Below are 17,704 nucleotides of genomic sequence, written 5' to 3' on the forward strand. Positions count from 1 at the left end.
TCAGCGAAGGATTCTTCCTCATACCTCGCTGGACTGACGTTTCATTTCCTCATTCAATCCATCGAACGCCGGACGCGGCCGATTTTCCTGCCAAGCAGGCAGCGAGCCAAAGACAGGCGTCAGGGTCTTTTTTCAGTTGCTTGCTTAGGGCGATCCAGGACTCCGTGAGCCGAACGCTGCCAGCTCTTATGGGCTCATGTACCTGCGCGTCTCCCAGCGCGAGCGCGCCATTGAGTTGGCGGAGAAGGGCTTCGTCAGGGTCGCCGGAGGTGCGGAATTCGCCCACCTCGCCAAAACGCGGGAACTGCCTGCCGGTTCTCGTCATCTCTGGGCAATTGACGAGGTCTGGTCGCCGATCCCGTCCGCGTCAACTGCAGCAGGATCCAGACCAAGCTGAACGTCGAGCCCCCGCGGGTGCCGCCGGAGCGCGCCGACGATCTCGCCCGCATGTCGGCGCTTCCCGGTGCCAGCCAGGTCACCGCCGAACAGAGGGCGTATCGCGGCAAGGTAGAGGCCGACATCGAAGCGGCGGAGCCGATCGAAGAGGAGCGGGCGGCATGACCATCCAGCACCGCACCGTCGATATCGAAGCAGCTGCGAATCTCTGGAAGGGGATGACCTCTCTGCCTCCCGGACCGCCAAGCGCTTTGGCGGCAGCCGAAACGTCATTGTCGGACTGGCCTTCCGCGACCGCGGTCTATTCCCGTGGCGTGGTGATGCTGGGAAGAAGACCCGCGCACTGGGCAGCGAATGCTGCTAGCCTCTCAACACCGGCGGACCGTACATGTTCTGCGCGCGGAAACAACGGACCGCTACTGCCGAAACCACCAATCAAGAGCCGATCGCCAACGGGGTACTTCATAGTCGTCCACCAAACACAATTCGATCGCCAGGCGCACCACTACGCTGTTGTCAAAGCGCGACTGACGGGAGAGCTGAAGCGCGTCATGATCCGGTGGACATGAGGCACGCCGCTCCGATCAAGCCTGCCCGGCTGAAAGCATCCGCCCGCGATCAGCAGAACGAGTTCATCAAGCACCGCTGCCAGCAGTTGAGGGTCTGCTGCAAAACCATCACCGCGGAGCGGCTATCGCCTCGCGTCAGAACCAGATCCTGATGGAGGTCAAAGCGCGGTGGCCTAATGCTCACGCCAGACGCCTTGGCGAGTTGTTTAACCGGAAGGCGAACTCCATTCGCGATCTCCTGGCGTCGTTGAAGCCCAAATCACCAGCTGGCCCATTACGCGGGAGGCGGTCGAAACAATGCGCCGGCTTCGGTCGCCCTTGGCGTTTGAACCGGGCGAAGCCTTCCAGTTCGACTGGTCGGAGGACTGGGCTTCTGGGCCGGCACGTCTTGCAACCGCCAACACCCAACCCTTCAGATCGGAACCTTTGACCGGTCGCGTCAGGATGGCGTTGGCCGCCTCGTAGAGCGCGGTCCGCACGCTGCCATCGCCGATCTTCAAGATGCGACCGCTATGATCGGTCTTGCCCTATTGATATTTCTTCGGCGCCAATCCGACGAAGTGCTCCGGCGCATCGACGCCCGCCACAAAAGTCAGCGTCACCAGGACGCCAACGCCGGGCGTCGTCATCAACCGCTGTGCGTTCTCATCCTGGCGAGCGATGGCGCGCGCTTGCGTTCAAAACCTGCTCCGCGATAACGCTGGCCTGCTCCGACGCCTCATCCTCGCAGTGCGAACGACGCAATGCGCGACCTGCGGTTCTTGGACGAGAGCCGGTTCCCCGACCTGACCAGCGACCAACGCGAGCAGTTCGCCTCCGTGGCCGCGGGCCCGGAGATCGTGAGCTGGATGCGCCTAATCACCTGGCTTGTACCTCGCCTTGACTCCCTGCCGAAGCAGATCAGGTACAAGTCCTTCGCGGTCCTGGCATCGCTCGTCAACACAGCGAAGCTGAACGGGGTGGATCCTGAAAATGCTTGCCGATGTGCTGGAACGCATTCATCTCCGGCAAAGTGAAGGCCCTACCGCATGGAAAGCCTCTTGCCGTGGGCAAGGCGGAACGCGAGGCCCATTGCAGATCGGGAGCGACGGGCGGCATGACACGAAACAGCCAAGGGACGACGACACGACCGAAGCTCGATGATGAGGCGTTCGAAGCCTTCATCAGGGCACGTCGTCCTGTGTCGCCGATCTGCTCGATGAGCGGTCTCGATGGTTATCTCACGGCTCTCATCATCGGCCCGAAGTTTATCGACCCACGTCAGTGGATCCCGGAGCTGGCTGGCCCAGAGGCCCTGAACCTGCCGATGGAAACAACCGAACATCGGGCCGTGGCAGACCATCGTTGCGGAATATAACCGCAATCGCTAGCCAATCAGGTCAGCTGTCCGTCCGCTACGCTAGCCACGTCCGGAACGCGCCCTCAAGTCGGACACTGAGCAGAGCATGGTGGTATCCCAGAAGCGGACATGCATAGATGCCGCCGAACTGCAGGTTTGCGCCGATACTGTTGAAAAACTCGGCATTGCGGGCACTTGGGACGCGTGATTCAATCCTCTGAGTGATTTGGCAGGGGATCAGGCGAATGATGGGAACGCAGGCGGCTCCGGCGCAGCTCTTTTACAATTTCAGTCTCGATGAGCATGTGCCAGCCGACCATCTTCTACGCCGGATCGACAACCACCTAGACCTCGATGGCGTCCGCGCGCAGTTGAAGCCCTACTACAGCAGCACCGGCCGTCCGTCGATCGATCCGGAACTGATGATGCGCATGCTAATCATTGGCTACAGCATGGGCATCCGGTCGGAGCGCCGGCTGTGCGAGGAGGTTCATCTCAATCTCGCCTACCGTTTGTTTTGCCGGCTTGGACTGGACGGCAAGGTGCCGGATCATTCCAGCTTCTCGAAGAACCGCCATGGGCGTTTCCGGCAAAGCGATATCCTTCGGCATCTGTTCGAGACGGTGGTTGAGCGCTGTCTGGTACAGGGTCTTGTCGGTGCTGAAGGCTTTGCCGTCGATGCAAGCTTGATCGCCGCGGATGCCAACAAACAGCGCTCGGTATCGGGCGCAGAATGGAGCGCGCAAGAAGCGAAGGAGAATGCAGGCCGCTCGGTCCAGGAATATTTGGCGGTGCTTGATGACGCTGCTTTTGGTGCGGCTTCGCCGGTAACGCCGAAGTTTGTTTCCCCGTCAGACCCGGCCGCCCAGTGGACGGGTGCCCATAAAGGCCATGCCTTCTTCGCCTACGCCACCAACTACCTGATCGACACCGACCACGGCGTCATTCTTGATGTCGAAGCCACTCGTGCCATTCGACAGGCCGAAGTTGGCGCTTCACGTACCATGATCGACAGAACAGAGAACCGCTTTGGCCTGAAGCCGGGTTATCTGGTCGCCGACAGTGCCTACGGCTCCGCTGACAATCTGGCCTGGCTTGTGAAGGAAAAGGAGATCGCTCCGCATATTCCTGTGTTCGACAAGTCCAACCGGACAGACGGGACTTTCTCGCGTGCCGACTTCAATTGGGATGGCGAGGGCGATCGCTACATCTGCCCGGCGGGCAAGGAGTTGGTTCAGTTCCGCCGCACCTACGCGACGCCTCGATCGGGCAATACCAGTGAAGGCACCCGGCTCTATCGGGCCAGCAAGAAGGACTGCGACGCTTGCGAACTCAAACAGCGCTGCTGCCCGAACGCAGTTGCTCGCAAAGTCCCCCGTGATCTCAATGAGGATGCCCGTGACGTCGCCAGAGCCATTGCCGGCACGCCCGATTACGAGCGTTCACGGCATCGTCGCAAGAAGGTCGAGATGCTCTTCGCTCATCTCAAGCGCATCCTGCGGATGGCCAGGTTGAGACTGCGCGGTCCCTGTGGTGCACGCGATGAATTCCTGCTCGCAGCAACCGCACAAAACCTCAGAAGGCTGGCAAAGCTTAGGCCTTCACGCCTCCCAGCCGCCATGACTGCATAATGGCCTGCGGCTCGGAGCCTCCACCTGCGCCGGGTTCAGAGCCTTCTTCCCCCTGAAAACTTCGCAAGACAGTCGCGGAGGCTCAAACTCCGAGTTTTTCAACGATATCCGCCAATAGGAGACATTGGGCTGTGGGGCCCACCACTAATTCCGCTGTCTATGCCGGAAAGCGTCGACGAACGCCGAGAAGGCTTCGGAGAGTTCACTTTCGTTCGTCTTTCGAACATGCACCTGCTCGGATCTCGACCGAACTTTTCATCCGACGCGCTCACCACACACGCTCTTTACCGCAGCAGCTCGGACTGGTTTGAGACCTGCTCCTGAAAGCCGATTGAACTAAGATTCCATGGGGAGTGAATAGCGGCCGGCGCTCTGGCAGAGTGAGGCTGCAATAACGCACTCACCTCATAGGAGACGCCGTCATGGAAGCTGGAACTTCCCAACCGCATTCGCCGACCGCTATCCGCACTGATCTTGCCGCAATTTTCGTGTCGTTGGAACTCTCTCGCTCAACCTGGCTGATCACATCGTTGTCGCCGGGAAACGGCGAGAAGATGTCGAAGCACTCTGTGGTTGGCGGCGATGTGACGGCATTGCTGGGTCGTTTTACTCAGCTCCAGGAGAAGGTGCGATCTCGTACGGGCAATCAGGTTCCGATCGTGAGCATTCAGGAAGCCGGGCTTGACGGCTTCTGGATCGATCGTGTGCTGAAGGCGAACGGGATAGAAAGTTACGTCGTCGATCCAGCCTCGATAGCAACCTCGCGCAGGCGCCGGCGAGCGAAGACGGACAAATTGGATGGTGAGGCGCTGGTCCGAGCGCTGTTGGCCTTCAAACGCGGAGAGCCACGGGTGTGCGCCATGGTCAATGCGCCAAGCCCCGAGGAAGAAGATCGCCGTCGCCTTTGCCGGGAGCGCAAGGTTCTGATCGCCGAGCGCGTCAAACATGTCAATCGCATTAAAGGCCTGCTCTTCGGTCAGGGCATAAGTGGTTACGAGCCGCTGCGCAAGAACCGGCGCAAGCAACTGGACGAGCTTCACACGGGTGATGGCCGTCCTTTGCCGACCCACCTCAAAACTCAAATAAGCCGTGAACTTGATCGCCTTGAATTGTTGCTAGAGCAAATTACAGCGGTGGAGAACGAGCGCGATACGCTCCTGGCGGCGCAAAAGAACAGCGTGGCGGCAACGCTGATCCCAACTGGGGCGATGTTGTGCGAAGTCAAAGGCATTGGTCTGGAATTCGCGGCTGTTCTCTGGACCGAAGGGCTGTTTCGCCATTTTGACAACCGGCGACAGGTTGCTGCGTACGCGGGGCTGGCACCGACACCCTGGCAGAGTGGAACCATCGATCACGAGCAAGGCGTCTCGAAGGCGGGCAACCCGCGCCTGCGTACCACGATGATCCAACTGTCGTGGTTGTGGTTGCGCCATCAGCCGCAATCAGCGTTGAGCCAGTGGTTTACGGCCCGCGTGCAATCCAGCGGTGGGCGCGCGAAGAAGAGCGCGATCGTGGCGCTGGCACGCAAATTGTTGGTTGCTCTATGGAAATATGTGATCGCCGGCGTTGTCATCGAGGGCGCGGTGTTAAAGACGGCCTGACAATGCACACAAGCCACATTCTCTAATCTTCCAGGAGCGATCAATCCTGGCGGATCCAGGGGGACGAACCGATCCGCGACATGGCTTCAAACGCCGCTACTAAGAATGGTCTCGTCCTCCTGAGCCTTTGCCGCAACGCAAGCGGAATGATGGTGCAGCCGCTCGGCGCGGCGACCGAATGTGAGTTTGAACCGGCAATGGAAACAGGCCCGTTCACGCGAACAGGCTCAGCCTTGGATGCCGAAAGAGCGACCGAAGGAAACATGCGATGGACCTTTAAAAGTTCTTGACCCGAAGTTCCCCATGTGAGCCGCTAGTCGCGGCAATTGGTGCCCGCTTTGAGAGATGCCTCCTGTCTGAGAGGATTTGGGTGTTGCAAACCCATCCTTCAGACAGGAGATCCAGATGGCCGAGATGAGCCCTCTGCGTCGCCGGATGATCGAGGACATGACGGTCCGCAATCTTTCTCCGGCCACGCAGCAATCCTATCTTTATGCAGTCGCAAAGTTTAGCCGCCATTTCGGCCGATCACCGGATCGGCTCGGCCTGGACGAGGTCCACGCCTTCCAGGTCCACCTTGTGTCTACGGTGACCTGAGACCCTGAACTTCCTCCAAATTTTGGTAGAGTCCGTCACATTGAGGAGACGGACGGAATGAAGCGTGCACGGTTCACGGAACAGCAGATCATCGGGATACTGAACGAGCAGGAGAGTGGCCAGAAGACGGCCGATGTCTGCCGCAGGCATGGGATATCGGAGGCAACCTTTTACAAATACAAGGCGAAGTATGGCGGCATGGATGTTTCCGACGCCAGGAAGCTAAAGGCTTTGGAAGATGAGAATGCCAAGCTGAAGAAACTGCTCGCCGAAGCAATGCTGGACAACGCGATCCTGAAGGACGTCGCATCAAAAAAATGGTGACGCCCGATGTGAAGCGAGATGCGGTGGCTCATGTCTGCAAGGAGCATGGTGTGAGCCAGCGTCGGGCGTGCGAGGTTTTGTCCATTGACCGGTCGAGCATGCGATATCGCAGTATTCGGCCTGATGACGCCCATATCCGGGATGCCATGAAGAAGGTAGCGTCAGAGCGCCGCCGTTTCGGCTATCGGCGCATCCACGTGATGTTGGATCGGCAGGGTATCGTCATGAACCTGAAGAAGCTCAGGCGGCTCTATCGGGAAGAGAAGCTGACCGTCCGCAAACGCGGCGGGCGCAAGCGTGCCCTGGGAACCAGGCGGCCGTTGGGATTACCATCGCGTCCCAATGAGCGCTGGAGCCTGGACTTCGTTAGCGACGCCTTCACCGATGGTCGCCGCTTCCGCGTCCTGGCCGTTGTCGACGACTTCACCCGTGAGTGCTTGGCGCTAGTCGCCGACACGTCACTCTCAGGGCTGCGGCTTGCTCGGGAGTTGGATACGATCATCGCACGGCGCGGAAAGCCAAGGACCATTGTCTCTGACAATGGCACGGAAATGACCAGCATGGCCGTTCTCAAGTGGTGCCAGGGCACACACGTCGAATGGCATTACATCGCACCTGGCAAGCCGATGCAGAACGGTTTCGTTGAAAGCTTCAATGGCAGCTTCCGCGACGAATGCCTCAACGAAACCCTCTTCTCATCGCTGACACAGGCGCGGACGGACATCACAGCGTGGAAGGAGGACTACAACCGAAACAGACCACACTCATCGCTCGGAAATATCACACCCAGCGAATTCGCAATGAAAATGGCTATGGAAAAACAGGCCGCTTGAAGTCAGATTGAAACCAACGACTCTCCTGAAAAATGGAGGGAAGATGGGTCTCACGTCAACGGGCATATCCTGGTCCGGATTGAACCAGATCGTCTGCGCACTCCGGTTCCTCTATGGCGTGACACTCGGCCAGAATACGATCCCGGAGCATATTCCGTATGCGCGCGAGCCTCGCCAATTGCCGGTTGTTCTTTCGAGCGACGAGGTGGTCGACTTTCTGCAAGCCGTCTCCAGCTTGAAGGCGCGGGTGGCTCTGACAACGGCTTATGCCGCCGGCCTCAGGGTCTCGGAGGTCTGTGGTCTTCGCGCCAACGATATCGACAGCTCAAGGATGGTGATCCACATCACGCGTGGCAAAGGCGGCAAAGCCCGCTACGTCATGCTGTCGCCGGAACTGCTCGGCATCCTGCGCAGCTATTGGCGCTTGGCGCGGCCCAAGGACATTCTGTTTCCTGGGCGCGATCCTGACAAGTCAATCGAGCCGTGGGTGCTGCATTCGGCTTGCCGTTCGGCGGTTGCGGCGGCGGGTCTTTCCAAGCGCGTCACCGTCCATACACTGCGGCATTCCTTTGCCACTCACCTGCTCGAGAACGGGACCGATATCCGCATCATCCAGGTCCTGCTCGGCCACGCCCACCTTTCGACGACAGCGCGCTATACGCAGGTCTCCACCGACACGATCCGGTCGACGGCCAGTCCGCTCGATCGGTTACGACTTGAGGTGACGCCGCCGGAATCGTAATCGGTTGCGCCCCACCTTCGAAGTCGCCGACATCTTTCGACGACATGGGAGTTCCTACAGGTGTGAGAACGCCGGTCATCTTGGCCGCGGCGAGCGACGCGTTATGGGCGCCATCGAAGCCTGCCGGACGCCCAGGCTCGGTGGTCACGTCGATGCCTGCGACGATTGCGGCAGGACCCGCATCTCCTATAATTCCTGCCGCAATCGCCATTGCCCGAAGTGCCAAGGCGCGGCCCGCAAGGAGTGGGTCGATGCACGCGTCGCCGATTTGTTGCCGGTCCCGTACTTTCATGTGGTCTTCACGCTACCACCTGGCATCGCCGAGATCGCCTTTCACAATAAGGCGGTCGTCTATGCATTGCTGATGCGGATCGCAGCCCAGACGCTGCAGACCGTTGCCGCCGATCCCAAGCGGCTGGGCGCCGAGATCGGCATCGTCGCCGTGCTTCACACCTGGGGCCAGGCCATGACCCATCATCCCCATGTCCATTGCGTCGTGCCCGGCGGCGGTCTCTCGCCCGACAGGTCAAGGTGGGTCACATGCCGGCCGGGCTTCTTTCTGCCTGTGCGCGTGCTGTCGCGCCTGTTCCGCCGGCTCTTTCTGACGGCTCTCGCCGACGCCTTCGCTCACGGCGAACTCCGCTTCTCCAACGAACTCACCCATCTCAACGACAACGAGGCGTTCACCCGCCATCTCGCGCATGCCCGTGGCGTGGAATGGGTCGTTTATTCGAAGCCACCGTTCGGTGGTCCGGACCAGGTGCTTGCCTATCTCGGCCGCTACACCCATCGTGTTGCCATCGCCAACAGCCGCATCGTCGAGGTCGATGACGGCCACGTAGCCTTCCGATGGAAGGATTACCGTGGCAATGGTCGCGACCGCGAGAAGATCATGCGCCTTGACCCGCACGAGTTCATCCGGCGTTTTCTTCTTCACGTGCTCCCTGACGGCTTCCACCGCATGCGCCACTTCGGCTTTCTCGCCAATAGCCACCGACGGGATCGTATCGGCCTCTGCAGGCAGATCCTCGATCAACCATCATCAGCAGGGGAGCGGCCGCAGGCCGGCAAATCACAGCACGGGCAATCCCACGAATGCCCTGACTGCCGGCGTCCCATGCGTAGGACAGGAATCACTGTTGCGCCTGTTTCGCCGCCCCGGCCATCATCTTTCTGGTGCGATACATCATGAACTCCGACAATCCGCACCCCCTCCGATATGCCCACAAAACCAAGCGCCGCGCCGGCGCGCGATACCGCTTGGCCCTGGCCACACTGAAAGACCGACAGTGTGCATTGAGAGCGCAAAAATCGCTTCCGATCGTCCGGCAAGCTGCCCGCGAAGGTCGCCAGATCAAGCCAAGATTCGCTCGTGCCACCGCTGCACGCGACGAATTCGCTATCGTCGTCAAACAGCGTGCTCTACTATCTCCATAACGGCGCCAAACAACCCGCGCCTTACTTCAATCCGGCTTATGTGAGGTCGCTCGAGCTCGCCGCGACGACGGATGCGACCTCACATAACCCTCCAGATTCCGGAGGGTCGTCCCCCATCATTCACGCAGCTTTACGGTACGGATTCAATCATGCTGAACTCCTTCGGTGCCTCTGCAGCACATTTGTGGACGCCGCCGTGATGCTTCAAGAGAAAGTCGCGTCTGGTGCGACCCGCGCTGGCCAAAAGCTCCGCGGCGCCCGCGTCGATTGCCCGACCATGACAACTGCATGCTTTACTGGCGTTCGTGTGTGTGGGTGCTCTGAGCATCCATTTTAAGTCCGATCAGCGTGGCGCCGGCCCCGCGAGAACCAGCCATACCATCTTAAAGTTGCCCACCCGCTCTGCGCTAGACGCACCTCGTTCCAAAAAGATCAAGTACTTTAGAAATCAGCCTTGCACTGGCAGCGCCATTGACCGATACAGCCGTGCTATAGCTTCTGAGGCGGGGAAACGAGCAACATTAACGTGCGGCCCGGAATGAGGCTGACTGCAGAACGGCACGCCTATCCGGGGCCGTGCGGATTGGCGGCAAGTGCGCGCGAGCGCTTACCTCTTTACCTCTGGACCAACGAGAGTTTCGAGAATGAGTGAGTTCGATGCAGTTTTTAGTTTGCCTTTGATGGAAGCCGACGAGCTCAGTTCCTTCTATGAGAATACCAATCTTATCGGCTGTTCCGCAGCACTCGGGCGAAAATATCAGATCTCCGCATCGTCGCAGGCGACCATCGGGAGTGTATATCCGGAGCTCCTGGGTTCTCACCATAAGATGGTCGTGGAATCGGTGCTTGTCACCGGTTTTCCGCGAAGCATCGTCATCCCCCTGCTCGGAAGCTGTTTATCTGCCGCATTAAATCTGGCCTCCTCGGGATCTTCGAGACGGGGGAAGTCGCAGTTTCCCCGTCCTCCCTAGAACTCGAGGGCGACGAACGCGTTCTCCTTCGCCACCAGGCGTTGCATGACGTGTTGACCGGGTTACCTAATCGCCGGCAATTTAGCGACGACTTGGACGCCCGTCTTCCAGTCGAGGGCGTGGAAAGAATTGCACTGATGCAAATCGACCTCGACGACTTCAAACCCGTCAACGATACGCTCGGGCATGCTGCCGGTGATCTCGTACTTCAGGGTACCGCCGAGCGACTTCAGGCCATGCTTGGCGAAGGAGGCATCGCTTATCGGCTTGCCGGTGATGAATTTGCCGTTCTCCAGCGTAGTGGGCGGTCGATGGAAGCTAAACGTCTCGCCGAGTCGATCGTGAATGCTTTCAAGGAGCCGTTCACCGTGGAAGGTATCGATGTGTTCGTCGGAGCGAGCGTCGGGATCGCGATCGCGCCCGACGACGGAAACGATGGCGAGCAACTGATGAAGGCTGCGGACATCGCGCTTTATGCCGCCAAGAACGATGGGCGCGGGCGACCCAGAAGCTTCAATCGCTCCATGCTCATCATGTTGGAACAGCGCGAGATGCTAAGGCGCGGTCTGCGTGTCGCCCTGCAGGAACGGCAATTCTTCCTCGAATACCAACCGCTCATAGAAACCGATGCGATCGTTGGCTTCGAAGCCCTGCTGCGGTGGCAACATCCCTATGCTGGGATCGTGCCGCCGGCCGTGTTCATTCCCTTGGCGGAAGCAGACGGCCTGATGGTAGAGATCGGCGAATGGGTGCTAGAGCAAGCCTGCCGACAAGCGGTGAATTGGCCCGAGCACTTCACAGTTGCGGTCAATCTCTCGCCGGCCGAATTCCTCCGCAAAGGGCTCACCGACCCTGTGGCCAATACCCTGGATTCTGCGGGTCTGTCCGCAGAACGCCTGGAGTTGGAAATCACCGAGTCGGTATTGCTCGAGCGCACCGCCAACAACCTCGACACCCTCCACACGTTGGAGGTGATGGGTATCCGCATCTCGCTCGATGACTTCGGGACGCAATATTCGTCCTTGGCGTACCTAAAGAACTTCCCGTTCGACACGATCAAGATCGACCGTTACTTCATCAAGGACGTCGAGACTGACGAGAAAAGCCAGGCGATCGTCCGCGCGATCGTCGCACTTGCGCACGGATTGGGAATGCGGGTCACAGCGGAAGGTGTCGAGACCGCAGCTCAGGCGGCGTGGCTACGCAAGCTAAGGTGCGACCGCTTGCAGGGAAATTTGTTGGGCGCAGCCACGCCCCCCGATTCGATAAGAAATTTCCTGCGACAATCATCAATGGCAAGCCAACGGTCGGCTCTGGAAGACTTTTAGCTGCTTGCGGCACTGTCGTTCTTAGTTTCGACAGTACCAAATACCATCAAACCAATTGGGAAATATATGAACAGCATCGATCGAACCTCTGTTTTGGGTGCTGGGCTGTTGCTGGCCCTAGGGTGCATGCCTTTGCCCGTCGCTGCTCAATCGGATCCCAGTAGGGAGACCGCCACAACGGGATGGGCCACCCAGAATGGCGGCACCCGAGGCGGCGCACATGCGGCTGCAAGCGATGTGTTCACGGTAAGAAACGCCCGAGAATTGAAAAACGCCCTGACGACTCGCGTTGGCCAGGGTGGGCGGATCGTCCGCGTCACCGGGTTGATCGACGTCAGCCAGGGGCGGGCCTACAAGACGTCCGCAGAGATGGAATCACGGGCAAAAATTGTACTTCCGCCTCGGACAACCTTGATTGGGGTCGGAACAAGGGCGGAACTTCAAGAGGCATATGTGGTCGTAAACTCGAACGACGTAATCATTCGAAATCTAAGGATCGAAAACCCTTGGGATCCACAACCCGCCTGGAACCCGAATGATGGAGAAAACGGGAACTGGAATTCGCGATTTGATGCTGTGACGATCGATGGGGCCTGGAACGTTTGGGTCGATCATGTCACCTTCACCGACGGCCGCCGGACAGACGACCAAAACGGAATGCAAAACGGCAGGCCCAAGCAGCACCACGATGGCGCGCTCGACGTGCGAAACGGAGCGAACTTCGTAACCATCTCGTATTCGATATTCCGCGACCATGAGAAGAACAATTTGATCGGCTCAAGCGACGGCGCCGACGGTGAGGACAGTGGTCGGCTCAAGGTTACGATTCACAATACTCTTTTCCAGAACATTTCCGCACGGGCGCCGCGCGTCCGCTTCGGCCAAGTGCATCTCTACAATAACTATCACACAGGAAGCATGGCGAACCGCGTCTATCCGTTTTCACATGCTCATGGTGTGGGTAAAGAATCCAGGATCTTTTCCGAGGCCAACGTATTCCACATTGATGGCGTGAAGGGCTGCGATAAGATCGCAGGTAATTACGGAGGGCGTGTCTATAGGGACGACGGGTCGCTGCTCAATGGAGCAACGCTCGTTTGCTCATGGAACCGCCAAATCGGTTGGCGGCCGCCCTATAGCTATACCCCACTGAACGCTGCGGAAGTGCCAGCGAATGTGCTCGCGAAGGCTGGTGCGGGGAAGCTGTAAAGAAGTGCAGGTCCCTTCGACCTTGCCACCACATCCATCTCGGCCGCCCCAAGACAACTTCAAGCGACGACAATAAGCGTGTACTACTACTGATAAGCGTGTACTACTTCTGATCGACCCGTCCAGTAAGCGCCCAGAACAGGAAGCGGCGATCATCACCGCCACTGCGAGCGATGGGACAATAGGCAATCGCTTTTATGAGTATCTTCGAGGCCGAGATCTATTGCTCGTCTCGTCCGAAAGGGAATGAATATGGAAAGACGTGAATTCATCAAACGTTTGGCCTTGCTTGCTGCTTGTCCGCTTTGCGCCAAGACCGCTTATGCAGCCGAAGCCGAACATTGGAGCTATGAAGGCGAAGCGGGTCCCGAGCACTGGGGGTCTTTGAGCAACGAGAACAGTGCCTGTTCGGCCGGTTCGCAGCAGTCGCCGCTGGACATCAGGGGTGCGATCAAGGCCGATATCCCAGGCTTGGCGTTAAACTGGAAAAGTGGCGGCGCGATCCTCAACAATGGGCACACGATCCAGGTGAAAGCGGCGCCCGGCGGCACGCTCCGCCGCGGCGACAAGCCTTATGAGCTGGTGCAGTACCATTTCCACGCCCCGAGCGAACATCTGGTCGAGGGCCATCGCTTCCCGATGGAGGTCCATTTTGTCCATAAACACGCCGAAACGGGTGCACTCGGCGTGCTGGGCGTTTTCTTTGTGCCAGGCGCCGCCAATACGACCTTCGCCAGCTTGGCGGCGACTTTCCCGCAAAAGACCGGCGAGCAGACCGCACTCCCTAATGTCGACCCGAGCGGTTTGCTGCCGACGTCACTCAAGTATTGGGCCTATGAAGGGTCTCTCACCACACCACCCTGCAGCGAGATCGTCGACTGGATGGTAGCGCAGGACCCGATAGAGGTGGACGCGGCCGATATCGATAGGTTCACTGCGCTCTATTCGATGAATGCGCGTCCAGCCCTCGTTGCAAATCGCCGCTATATCCTGAGCTCTTAGCTGACGCGAGAAGAGTTCGAGCCTCTCGACCGCTCCCAGTTTAGTCTCGAACTGGTCTTCCTCGGCGCCAATCTGTTGAAGGTTCACCACGGGGGGGACTACGTGCCCAGCGCTGCAACAACACGCCGCAATGCCTTCTCATTAACGAAGGCGTCAACGCGAACGCGAACAACATTGGCAAAATCGATTTCGATGACACCAGGGCGCTCGTCCAATGTCGGCCCTTTGGCCGGCAACACCGATTTGGACCGCGCCGAACTCGCCACCGGGGGAGCCCCCGCAGAGGGGGAGACCGGTATCGTCATCGAAGTCCCTTCGTCATCGCCAAAACACACCCATCGGAATGAGGTCCAAGGCGGGTTGCGGCAGAAGCACAAGGGAATCCGGCCTGTGACCCAGCTGTCTGGCCTCAGCTGCCCGTATCCAACGGAAAAGCAGTTTGCTGTTGACCCCGCGCCGGCGCGCCACCTCCGCTGCCGAGTTGCCGGGAAGCTGCGCTGCTTGAACAATTCGCCATTTGTCTTCCAGCGACCAGTTTCGTCGACCGCGCTTCGCGGCTTCGCTCATTCCCGACATCAAATACCGCCATAGTGTGCACTTAGCAGTTGGTGGACACTATCCCACTCCACGGTAGCGCCGGTAGGCGGTCATCACGCCACGCTTACCGTTCTAAACGGTTTGCTCGAGAGAGCGGAACTGTAAAATTGCTCGGGTGAGCGCAGTTCCGGGTGATACATTATGCGGCTCTGGAAGCACGGAAGCACAGAAGGGGAACTTTGGCCTCGCTATGGTTCGTTGCGGGGAACGTCCCGGCAACTCTTGAGCAAGGTCTCAGGCCACTACAGGACCGCGGACCGGAATGGACGGGCGAGCTGGTCTCACGCCAGCGTGTAGGCGGTTTTCACATTGGTGTAGAATTCAGCGGCGTATTTGCCCTGCTCGCGCGGACCGTAGGAGGAAGCCTTGCGGCCGCCGAACGGCACGTGGAAGTCGACACCCGCCGTGGGCAGGTTGACCATCACCATGCCGGCCTCGGCATTGCGCTTGAAATGCGTCGCATGTTTCAGGCTGGTGGTGGCGATACCCGAAGACAGACCGAAGGGCGTGTCATTGGCGACGGCCAGCGCTTCATCGTAATCCCTGACGCGGATGACGGCTGCGACAGGTCCGAAGATTTCCTCGCGGGAGATACGCATATCGTTCGTCGCCTCGGTGAACAGCGCCGGCTGCAGATAGAAGCCGGGCGTGTCACGCGAGACCAGTTTACCGCCGAAGGCGAGCTTCGCGCCCTCCTTCGTGCCGATGGCGATGTAGTCGGTGTCCTGATTGAGCTGGCTCTGATCGACCACGGGGCCGATATGGGTGCCGGCTTTCAGCGCATCGTCGACGACGAGGCCCTTGATCCGCTCGCCCATTGCCGCGACGAACCGGTCATGGATTCCCTCCGTGACAATGATGCGCGACGAGGCGGTGCAACGCTGACCGGTCGAGAAAAAGGCGGAATTGACGGCCGCTTCGACGGCAACGGAAAGATCGGCGTCGTCGAGCACGACGAACGGGTTCTTGCCTCCCATCTCCAACTGGTATTTGCGGTTATGTTCGACCGAGGCGACGGCGACCCGTTTTCCGGTTGCGGTCGAGCCAGTGAAGGTTATCGCCTGAACGTCCGGGCTGTCGAGCATTGCCTGGGCTACGACCGAACCCTTGCCCATGACGAGGTTCAATACGCCCTTTGGCAGGCCCGCACGGTGGAGGATATCGACGATCGCCCATGAACAGCCCGGTACCAGTTCCGCCGGCTTGAAGACGACGGTATTGCCGTAGCAGAGCGCCGGAGCGACCTTCCAGGCGGGATGGCGATGGGAAAGTTCCAGGGCGTGATGATGCCAACGACGCCGACCGGCTCGCGGGTGATCTCGACGCCGATGCCCGGCCTGACCGATGGGACGACCTCGCCAGCGAGGCGCAAAGTTTCGCCGGCGAAGAATTCGAAGATCTGACCGGCCCGGACCGTTTCGCCGATCCCCTCGGCGAGGGTCTTGCCCTCCTCACGCGACAGCAGCCGTCCCAGCTCGTCCTTGGGGGCGAGGATTTCGTCGGCGGTTTTCTTCAGGATCGCATGGCGCTCGAGGATGCCGGAGCGCGACGGCCAATTCGTCACCTTGAATTTCATACTGCCGATGCGATGGCGGCGGGCGGCGTTATGTTTGAAAGGCATCAAGGTCACAGATCGGTTATTGAGTTGCCGATTGCCTACACCACGACCGCTAAACGACCCGTGCACCACGCGGCTCAATATCAGTCGCCGGGTGATCCACGCAACAATGCCCCTCTGCGCGATTACAATCGTAACACCACATCGTTTTGCGAGATCAAGCTTCGGTGCTAACCTCATAGGCTAGAGAAACGACTTTAGAGGCCGAGCAATGGATCGCGATAACAAACGGACACGCGCAAATGCAAGTTCATCCGGCGACGTAGGGAGGGCCGAGGAACGCCGCAACCTCCTTAATCTTCCAACGGGACCACTTGCCAATGTTGCAGAACGGTTGGTAACTTCTAACCCGCGCGATACAGCACTCAATCTTGGGACCTTCAAATCCCTCGAGAAGCAAGCGCTACGTGCGGCTCGGGACGCTGCACCGGGGGAAGAAACTGAGCTCACAACGTTTGAAAGGCGCAACAATCAGCTCGGACGATCAGCGATCGAGCTGGTCGACAAGTTGACGGACGGATTGGGGTTCGGCTCGGATGATGTAGCATTGCTCAAGGTCGGAGCGGCCGCTAATCTAGCCCACTATCTAGGATCAGAGAAGCAAACTGCTCTTGTTAATCGCATTGGCAACATGGGGCCAATGGAGCAAGCTGTTGGAGTTCTGCTTGTGGCGGAAAACTTCAGTAAATTCAATGACCACAATAAATCTCGCATCTTTGAGCAGGTCATTGAATTGGCCGCTGATCCCCATCAGGACCGCACGGTCAGGTCGGTCGCACAAACTGCTATCTTCGCCACGTATCACCACTTAGACGCAAATCAAAAGGAACAAGCCCACTCGCTTCCCGACATCCGTAACTCATTGCAGCACATGCCGAAGCCGCGGCATGTAGCAGAGGAACGGACTGCAAATTTAGACGAGCACATAAGAAAAATCGAGGCTTCAGTCCATGACACGGTAGGCCCGCAAACGTCGAATGAACAGCTGCGGCGGGCGGGTGAAGTCGGGCAGTCCATAAGCCACGCTTACAACCACGCCCGAGAGGACCTGATCGCTTCCTCCAGAAGCAGAGATCGCGCTGATGGCTCGGGCCGTTGAGGCCTTTGATTATGGCACAGTAACGCTTTCTACCCGTTGCCGTTCTCGGCCTTGCCGGCATCCAATTACAAGGTTGTACTCATGGTTTCTTCGGTTCGCAGCTGTAAATCCACGGTTGCAGGGGGGTGAACTGCCCCCCGCTCTCGCCGGACATTCAGCATAGGCAGGAAGGCTAAAGCATGTGCTTGAGGATAAGCTTGTGGCTAACGAGTTTCGACAGCTTGCCGTTAAAAACTTTTAATCTAGCTGTTGTCCGTCGGCTTTTATGACCGGTATTATTTGCGCCAGTTGTAAAACGTGAGTCTAACTCCGCCTGCCCATTTGACCTTCCGAAAACTTCGAAGGCGGGGCAATTAACCCGCCAACCCCGAGATACAAAGATGTTTTGAGCTAATTTAAGCTGTAACGATA

The 17,704-nt window shown here is 58.8% G+C and carries 11 protein-coding genes and 7 pseudogenes; 14 read left to right on the forward strand and 4 right to left on the reverse strand.

Annotated features, from left to right (window positions below; genetic code table 11):
* Window positions 1–143: 143 nt before the first annotated feature.
* Together J3R84_RS38855 and J3R84_RS29125 are read left to right on the forward strand one after the other, a co-directional pair.
* A pseudogene (locus J3R84_RS38855) lies at window positions 144–561 on the forward strand (hypothetical protein); the annotation flags it as partial.
* Window positions 558–864: pseudogene (locus tag J3R84_RS29125) on the forward strand (GcrA family cell cycle regulator). The pseudogenes J3R84_RS38855 and J3R84_RS29125, both read left to right, overlap by 4 nt.
* Before the next feature lie 307 nt (window positions 865–1,171).
* On the opposite strand, the gene J3R84_RS29130 reads toward J3R84_RS29125, so the two are convergent.
* Both J3R84_RS29130 and J3R84_RS39250 read right to left on the reverse strand, forming a co-directional pair.
* Window positions 1,172–1,465, reverse strand: a complete 294-nt coding sequence (locus J3R84_RS29130) for a hypothetical protein (RefSeq protein WP_018210635.1) — start codon at window positions 1,463–1,465, stop codon at window positions 1,172–1,174.
* 27 nt (window positions 1,466–1,492) lie between these two features.
* A complete protein-coding gene (locus J3R84_RS39250) occupies window positions 1,493–1,594 on the reverse strand; it encodes a hypothetical protein (protein WP_018009359.1) in 102 nt (33 codons plus the stop codon).
* 279 nt (window positions 1,595–1,873) lie between these two features.
* On the opposite strand from J3R84_RS39250, the pseudogene J3R84_RS39115 reads away from it, so the two are divergent.
* The 11 genes and pseudogenes from J3R84_RS39115 to J3R84_RS29180 all read left to right on the forward strand — a co-directional run.
* A pseudogene (locus tag J3R84_RS39115) lies at window positions 1,874–2,065 on the forward strand (transposase domain-containing protein); the annotation flags it as partial.
* A pseudogene (locus J3R84_RS29135) lies at window positions 2,062–2,326 on the forward strand (UPF0149 family protein); the annotation flags it as partial. The pseudogenes J3R84_RS39115 and J3R84_RS29135, both read left to right, overlap by 4 nt.
* Before the next feature lie 223 nt (window positions 2,327–2,549).
* Entirely contained in the window at window positions 2,550–3,935 is a 1,386-nt protein-coding gene (locus J3R84_RS29140; RefSeq protein WP_203530135.1) for a transposase, read from the forward strand.
* 422 nt (window positions 3,936–4,357) lie between these two features.
* The gene (locus tag J3R84_RS29145) at window positions 4,358–5,536 is read left to right on the forward strand and encodes an IS110 family RNA-guided transposase (RefSeq protein ID WP_025429639.1); all 1,179 of its coding nucleotides are present in this window, start codon (window positions 4,358–4,360) and stop codon (window positions 5,534–5,536) included.
* Window positions 5,537–5,941: 405 nt separating this feature from the next.
* Window positions 5,942–6,124: pseudogene (locus J3R84_RS29150) on the forward strand (phage integrase N-terminal SAM-like domain-containing protein); the annotation flags it as partial.
* Between the two features lie 66 nt (window positions 6,125–6,190).
* Window positions 6,191–7,290, forward strand: a protein-coding gene (locus tag J3R84_RS29155; RefSeq protein WP_144239139.1) for an IS3 family transposase whose coding sequence is annotated in 2 segments (ribosomal slippage) — window positions 6,191–6,443 and window positions 6,443–7,290 — 1,101 coding nt in all. Because the reading frame shifts where the segments join, the coding sequence is not laid out codon by codon here.
* Window positions 7,291–7,333: 43 nt separating this feature from the next.
* The gene (locus tag J3R84_RS29160) at window positions 7,334–8,032 is read left to right on the forward strand and encodes a tyrosine-type recombinase/integrase (RefSeq protein WP_435526096.1); all 699 of its coding nucleotides are present in this window, start codon (window positions 7,334–7,336) and stop codon (window positions 8,030–8,032) included.
* A gap of 4 nt (window positions 8,033–8,036) precedes the next feature.
* A complete protein-coding gene (locus J3R84_RS29165) occupies window positions 8,037–9,224 on the forward strand; it encodes an IS91 family transposase (RefSeq protein ID WP_203530113.1) in 1,188 nt (395 codons plus the stop codon).
* 925 nt (window positions 9,225–10,149) lie between these two features.
* Window positions 10,150–11,768 (forward strand): annotated as a pseudogene (locus J3R84_RS29170) (putative bifunctional diguanylate cyclase/phosphodiesterase).
* A gap of 66 nt (window positions 11,769–11,834) precedes the next feature.
* A complete protein-coding gene (locus J3R84_RS29175) occupies window positions 11,835–12,977 on the forward strand; it encodes a pectate lyase family protein (protein WP_225906589.1) in 1,143 nt (380 codons plus the stop codon).
* A gap of 252 nt (window positions 12,978–13,229) precedes the next feature.
* Complete coding sequence (locus J3R84_RS29180; protein WP_203530112.1) at window positions 13,230–13,979, forward strand: carbonic anhydrase; 750 nt, start codon at window positions 13,230–13,232, stop codon at window positions 13,977–13,979.
* Between the two features lie 318 nt (window positions 13,980–14,297).
* Here J3R84_RS29180 and J3R84_RS38860 read toward each other — a convergent pair whose 3' ends face one another.
* Both J3R84_RS38860 and J3R84_RS29185 read right to left on the reverse strand, forming a co-directional pair.
* A complete protein-coding gene (locus J3R84_RS38860) occupies window positions 14,298–14,555 on the reverse strand; it encodes a transposase (protein WP_354006120.1) in 258 nt (85 codons plus the stop codon).
* A gap of 302 nt (window positions 14,556–14,857) precedes the next feature.
* A pseudogene (locus tag J3R84_RS29185) lies at window positions 14,858–16,197 on the reverse strand (aldehyde dehydrogenase family protein).
* A 208-nt stretch (window positions 16,198–16,405) separates the two neighbouring features.
* Here J3R84_RS29185 and J3R84_RS29190 point away from each other — a divergent pair.
* Window positions 16,406–17,293 carry a hypothetical protein gene (locus tag J3R84_RS29190; RefSeq protein ID WP_018009356.1) on the forward strand — a complete coding sequence of 296 codons (888 nt, stop codon included), beginning with the start codon at window positions 16,406–16,408 and terminating at the stop codon, window positions 17,291–17,293.
* Window positions 17,294–17,704: the final 411 nt, after the last annotated feature.

This window comes from Ensifer canadensis (genome assembly GCF_017488845.2).
GTDB classification, from domain to species: Bacteria; Pseudomonadota; Alphaproteobacteria; order Rhizobiales; family Rhizobiaceae; genus Ensifer; species Ensifer canadensis.